This window comes from Rhizobacter sp. P2_H3, from assembly GCF_056403355.1.
The window spans coordinates 1-4,590 of the sequence record NZ_JBFUFQ010000332.1; the positions used below are offsets into that span (position 1 = coordinate 1).

The following is a 4,590-nucleotide window of genomic DNA, read 5'->3' on the forward strand; positions in this document are numbered from 1 at the left end:
GCGTCGCCGTCGTCGTCTCGCGCAACGTCGTCGAGCAGCAGGATTTCTCCGGCCGCATCGAAGCGATCGAGTCGGCGCAGATCCGCGCCCGCGTGCCCGGCACGATCGACGCGGTGCAGTTCAAGCCCGGCGCGCTGGTCAAGAAGGGCGACGTGCTGTTCCAGATCGACCCGCGCAGCTACCAGGCCGAGGTGGCCAAGCTGGAGGCCGCGGTCGCCAGCTCCAAGGCCAAGGCCGATCTCGGCCGCACCGAACTCGAACGCTCGAAGCGCCTGATGGCCGACAACGCGATCGCCCAGCGCGATTTCGATGAGCGCGCCGCCAGCGCCCGCCAGCTCGAAGCCGGCGCGCAGGCCGACCAGGCCGCGCTCGCGGTCGCCAAGCTGAACCTCGAATACGCGGTCGTGCGTGCGCCGTTCGCCGGCCGCATCGGCAAGGCCGAGGTCACGGTGGGCAACCTGGTCGACAGCAGCGTCGTGCTGACCTCGCTGGTCTCGATCAGCCCGGTCTACGTGAGCTTCGACGGCGATGAATCCACCTTCCTGAGCATCGGCGGCGCCGCGCGCGAAGGCGGCAAGGGCGTCAAGGTGCGCACCGGCCTCACCAACGAGAGCGGTTTCCCGCACGAAGGCCGGCTCGACTTCATCGACAACCGCGTCGACCCGGCCTCCGGCACGGTGCGCATGCGCGCGGTGCTCGAGAACAAGGACGGCGCGCTGATCCCGGGCCTGTTCGCACGGGTGCAGGTCGGCGCCGACATCGGCGCACYGGCCGCGCTGCTGATCAACGACACCGCGATCGGTACCGACCAGAACCGCAAGTACGTCTACGTCATCAACGCCGAGAACAAGGCCGAGTACCGCGTCGTGCAACTCGGCCCGCTGGTCGACGGGCTGCGCGTCGCGCGTGCCGGGCTGAAGCCGGGCGAGCGCATCGTCGTCAACGGCCTGCAGCGCGTGCGCCCCGGTTCACCGGTGGCCCCCGAAGTCGTGGCGATGAATGCCGACGCGGCGGCCAGCGCGCCGGCTCGCCAGTAAACGGCTCGCCAGCAAGAAACATCGAGAGACCCCATGCGATTCTCAAAATTCTTCGTGGACAGGCCGATCTTCGCGGCCGTGTTGTCCATCCTGTTGTTCCTGGCYGGGTTGATCGCGATCTTCCGGCTGCCGATCTCGGAATACCCCGAGGTCGTGCCGCCGTCGGTCGTCGTCAGCGCGCGCTTCCCCGGCGCCAACCCGACGGTGATCGCCCAGACCGTGGCAGCCCCGCTCGAAGAGGCCATCAACGGCACCGAGAACATGCTGTACATGGCCTCGCAGGCCACCGGCGACGGCGGCATGAACCTGACCGTGACCTTCAAGGTCGGCACCAACGTCGAGCAGGCTGAAACGCAGGTGCAGAACCGCGTGCAGCGGGCCCTGGCGCGCCTGCCTGAAGAGGTGCGGCAGATCGGCGTGACCACCGTCAAGAGCTCGCCCAACATCACGATGGTGGTGCACTTGCTCTCGCCGAACTCGCGCTACGACGAGGTCTACCTGCGCAACTACGCGGTGCTCAACATCAAGGACCGGCTGGCCCGCGTGGCCGGCATGGGCCAGGTGCAGGTGTTCGGCGCCGGCGACTACTCGATGCGCATCTGGCTCGACCCGCAGAAGATCGCCGCGCGCGGCCTGACCGCGCCCGACGTGGTCGCCGCGATCCGCGAGCAGAACGTGCAGGTGGCCGCCGGCGTGGTCGGTGCCTCGCCCGCCAAGGACGCGCCGTTCCAGCTGTCGGTCAACACCCAGGGTCGCCTGAGCACCGAAGAGGAGTTCGGCGACATCATCATCAAGACCGGCAGCCTGACCGCCAGCGGCGGCGTGATCCGCCTGCGCGACGTGGCCCGCCTCGAGCTGGGTGCCTCCACCTACTCGCTGCGTTCGCTGCTGAACAACAAGCCGGCGGTCGCGCTCGGCCTGTTCGAGGCGCCGCAGTCGAACGCGCTGCAGATCTCGACCGACGTGCGCGCGCTGATGGAAGAGCTGAAGAAGGACTTCCCGCAGGACCTCGAGTACGCCATCGTCTACGACCCGACGCAGTTCGTGCGTGATTCGATCAGCGCCGTGATCCACACGCTGCTCGAGGCGATCGCGCTGGTGGTGCTGGTGGTGATCGTGTTCCTGCAGACCTGGCGCGCGTCGCTGATCCCGCTGCTGGCCGTGCCGGTGTCGGTGATCGGCACGATGGCGGTGCTGCTGGGCTTCGGCTTCTCGATCAACACGCTGTCGCTGTTCGGCCTGGTGCTGGCGATCGGCATCGTGGTCGACGATGCGATCGTGGTGGTCGAGAACGTCGAGCGCAACATCGCCAACGGGCTGAGTCCGCGCGATGCGACGATCCAGGCGATGAAGGAGGTCTCCGGGCCGATCATCGCGATCGCGCTGGTGCTGTGCGCGGTGTTCGTGCCGATCGCCTTCGTGTCCGGGCTGACCGGCCAGTTCTACCGCCAGTTCGCGCTGACGATCGCGATCTCGACCGTGATCTCGGCCTTCAACTCGCTGACGCTGTCGCCGGCGCTGGCCGCGGTGCTGCTGCAGCCGCACGGTGCCCCGAAGGACAAGCTCGCCAAGGCCATGGACTGGGCCTTCGGCGGCTTCTTCCGCGTGTTCAACCGCTTCTTCGACCGCTCGTCGCACGGCTACACCGGTGGCGTGAAGCGCGTGCTGGCGCACAAGGGCGCGACCCTCGTGGTCTACGTGCTGCTGATCGTCGGCGCGGTGTTCATGTTCCGCATCGTGCCGTCGGGGTTCGTGCCGGCGCAGGACAAGCAGTACCTGGTCGGCTTCGCCCAGCTGCCTGATGCGGCCTCGCTGGACCGCACCGAAAGCGTGATCCGCCGCATGTCGGAGATCGCGCAATCGGTGCCGGGCGTCAAGAGCTCGGTGGCCTTCCCGGGCCTGTCGATCCACGGCTTCATGAACGCGCCGAACTCGGGCATCGTGTTCTACACGCTCGACGACTTCGACAAGCGCAAGACCGCCAACCTGTCGAGCGGCGCGATCGCGGCCGAGGTGAACAAGCGCCTGGGCGCGATCCAGGACGCCTTCATCATGGTGTTCCCGCCGCCGCCGGTGAACGGCCTCGGCACCATCGGCGGCTTCAAGCTGTACGTCGAAGACCGCGCCAACCTCGGTCCCGACGCGCTGTACCAGGCGGTGCAGGCGCTGCAGATGAAGGCGTGGCAGACGCCGCAGCTGGCGGGCGTGTTCTCGGGCTACCAGATCAACGTGCCGCAGCTGAAGGCCGACGTCGACCGCACCAAGGCCAAGCAGCTGGGCGTGCCGCTGTCGGACATCTTCGACACGATGCAGATCAACCTCGGTTCGCTCTACATCAACGACTTCAACAAGTTCGGCCGCACCTACCAGGTGATCGCGCAGGCCGACGCCTCGTTCCGCTCCGACGCCTCGGCGATCGGGCAGTTCAAGGTGCGCAACGCGGCGCAGGAGATGGTGCCGCTGGGCAGCCTGGTGAACGTCAGCAACACCTACGGGCCGGACCGCGTCGAGCGCTACAACTCGTACATGGCGGCCGACTTCAACGGCGGCGCAGCACCGGGTGTGTCGTCGGGCCAGGCGCAGGACATCATGGCCAAGCTGGCGGCCGAGACGCTGCCGCGCGGCATCAGCTTCGAGTGGACCGACCTCACCTACCAGGAGATCCTGGCCGGCAACACGCTGGTGATCGTGTTCCCGCTGTGCGTGCTGCTGGTGTTCCTGGTGCTCGCCGCGCAGTACGAGAGCTGGACGCTGCCGCTGGCGGTGATCCTGATCGTGCCGGCGTCGATCCTGTGCGCGCTGCTCGGCGTCTACCTGACCAAGGGCGACAACAACATCTTCACGCAGATCGCGTTGTTCGTGCTGGTGGGGCTGGCGTCGAAGAACGCGATCCTGATCGTCGAGTTCGCCCGTGACCTGGAGCACCAGGGCAAGGGCATCGTCGAAGCCGCGCTCGAAGCCTGCCACCTGCGCCTGCGCCCGATCCTGATGACGTCGATCGCGTTCATCATGGGCGTGCTGCCGCTGGTGTTCTCGTCGGGCGCCGGATCCGAAATGCGCCACGCGATGGGCGTGGCGGTGTTCGCCGGCATGCTGGGCGTGACGCTGTTCGGCCTGTTCCTGACCCCGTTGTTCTACGTGCTGCTGCGCAAGCTCGCGGTGGCGATCGAAGGGCGCTCCGGCGCCGCCGCGGCGCCGGTGGCGCACGAGGCGACCTGAGCGACGACAAGACCATGACACACACATTGTTCAAGACTTCCGCGCTGGTCACGGCGCTGGTGCTGGCCGGTTGCTCGCTGGCCCCGACGGTGCCGCAGCCCGACGTGGGCGTGCCGTCGGCCTACAAGGAGGTGACGGCCGTCGAAGGCAGCTGGAAGGCCGCCGCGCCGTCCGAGGCGCAGCAGCGCGGCGCCTGGTGGGTGACGTTCGGCGATGCGAAGCTGAATGCGCTCGAGGAGCAGGCCGCGAAGGCGAACCCGACGCTCGCGTCGGCCGCCGCCCGCGTCAAGGCGGCGCGTGCCTCGCTCGGCAGTGCCGAGGCCGACCGCTGGCC

The 4,590-nt window shown here is 68.0% G+C and carries 2 protein-coding genes and 1 pseudogene; all 3 read left to right on the forward strand.

Annotated elements, in window-relative coordinates:
• Positions 1-1,037, forward strand: a 1,037-nt coding sequence (locus AC1D1T_RS30135) for an efflux RND transporter periplasmic adaptor subunit (RefSeq protein WP_477993116.1), incomplete at its 5' end; no start/stop codon positions are given.
• A gap of 33 nt (positions 1,038-1,070) precedes the next feature.
• Positions 1,071-4,256 (forward strand): efflux RND transporter permease subunit, encoded by a 3,186-nt coding sequence (locus AC1D1T_RS30140; RefSeq protein ID WP_477993118.1) that lies wholly within the window; start codon positions 1,071-1,073, stop codon positions 4,254-4,256.
• Between the two features lie 14 nt (positions 4,257-4,270).
• Positions 4,271-4,590, forward strand: a pseudogene (locus AC1D1T_RS30145) (RND transporter); the annotation flags it as partial.